1 protein-coding gene is annotated in these 268 nt (G+C 74.3%); it reads left to right on the plus strand.

Features of this window, described 5'->3' with window-relative positions:
* Positions 1-268, plus strand: a 268-nt coding sequence (locus AOK18_RS35020; protein WP_478078859.1) for a phosphoketolase family protein, incomplete at both ends; no start/stop codon positions are given.

Raw genomic sequence — 268 nt, forward strand, 5'->3', positions numbered from 1 at the left:
GGTCTACCTGCCGCCGGACGCCAACACCCTGCTGTCGGTGGCGGACCACGCGCTGCGCAGCCGCGACTACGTCAACGTCGTCGTGGCCGGCAAGCAGCCCTGCTTCGACTGGCTGTCCATGGACGAGGCCCGCGTCCACTGCGCGCGCGGCGCCGGGATCTGGGAGTGGGCCGGCACCGAGAACGGCGGTGAGCCCGACGTGGTGCTGGGCTGCGCGGGGGACGTGCCCACCCAGGAGGTGCTGGCCGCGGCCCAGCTGCTGCGCCGT

The organism is Streptomyces prasinopilosus (genome assembly GCF_001419695.1).
Lineage (GTDB): Bacteria > Actinomycetota > Actinomycetes > Streptomycetales > Streptomycetaceae > Streptomyces > Streptomyces prasinopilosus.